The organism is Mycobacterium sp. E1386, assembly GCF_001672745.1.
In the GTDB taxonomy this organism is placed as follows: domain Bacteria; phylum Actinomycetota; class Actinomycetes; order Mycobacteriales; family Mycobacteriaceae; genus Mycobacterium.
Genome location: NZ_LZKH01000166.1, coordinates 1 through 1,247, shown reverse-complemented (window position 1 = coordinate 1,247; position 1,247 = coordinate 1). Strand labels below are relative to the sequence as shown.

Genomic DNA, 1,247 nt, shown 5'->3' with positions numbered 1-1,247 from the left:
CTATCCGGCTGAGGGTGGGCGGGTTAGGACGCTGTAGCGGAAGCCGTATTTGTGGGAGTAGCCCGCGGCGGCGCCGGCGCGTCGGCCCATGACGCCGGTGGGCATGCCGCGCAGCAGGGCGTTGCCCGGCGGGCTGGCGGTGGCCCCGGCGGTCTGCACGGGAAGGGCCTCGGCCTCGGCGTTGGCCGGGCTGACCGCCGAGGTCAGCGTGGCCCACTGCTGGGGCACCGACAAACCCCCGACTTGGGCGGCCTGCCCGGCACCGGCCGAAACGCTGCTGCTCAGGCTGCCCAGGTTGCCCAGGCCCAACTGGGCGAACTGCGGCGTGGGATACCACGCACCACCGGCACCGGCCGTGCTACCACCCGGACCCGACACCAACTGCTGAGCCAGCTGCGACCAAAACGCCGGGATACCGTTGGAGAAATAGGCCAGACCCGAGGTCTGCTTGAGGATCACCGTGTACAAGGTCGGATTGAGCCCCAGATAGTTGTTGGTCGGCGTGGGCAACCCCGTCTGCAAGCCCTGAATCGCATTGGTCAACCAGGTCAACGGACCCGGCTGGGTCGACGTCGCGGTCACCTGGGGCGCCGCGGTGGTGACCAGCTGCGTGCTCGCCAGCTGCGAGGTGCTCGAGGCCACGGTCTGGGCGGTGTTGCCCGCGGGCTGCTGGGCGGCCTGGGTCAGCGCCAACGCCTGATCGGCCACCCCCTCAGGGGCGGTGGTATTCGGCGCGGGCTCAAAGGGCGCCAACGCCGACGCCGTCGCCGAGGCCGCCGCATAGCCATACATCGCCGCCGCGTCTTGGGCCCACATCTCCATGTACTGGGCCTCCGTCGCCATGATCGCCGGGGTGTTCTGGCCAAAGAAATTCGTCGCGATCAACGTCGCCAACAACACCCGATTAGCCGCAATCACCGGCGGGGGCACCGTCATCGCAAACGCCGCCTCAAACGCCGCCGCCGCCGCGCGCCCCTGACTGGCCGTGTCCTCGGCCAACCCCGCCACCGCACCCAACCAATTCACATACGGCACCACCGCCGACACCATCGACGACGCCGCCGGACCCACCCACGGCCCCGACGTCAACTCCGTAACCACCGAGCTATACCCACTGGCCGCCGCAGCCACCTCAGCAGCAATCTCATCCCACGCCGCCGCCGCCGCCATCAACGGCCCCGAACCCGGACCCGCATACATCCGACCGGAATTAACCTCCGGCGGTAACGCCCCGAAGTCAAACACCT

At 69.2% G+C, this 1,247-nt stretch carries 1 protein-coding gene; it reads right to left on the bottom strand.

The genetic code is table 11. The features are described 5' to 3' along the window. Nucleotides 1–1,245 (bottom strand): PPE family protein, encoded by a 1,245-nt coding sequence (locus tag A5709_RS16590; protein WP_067943121.1) that lies wholly within the window; start codon nt 1,243–1,245, stop codon nt 1–3. Nucleotides 1,246–1,247: the final 2 nt, after the last annotated feature.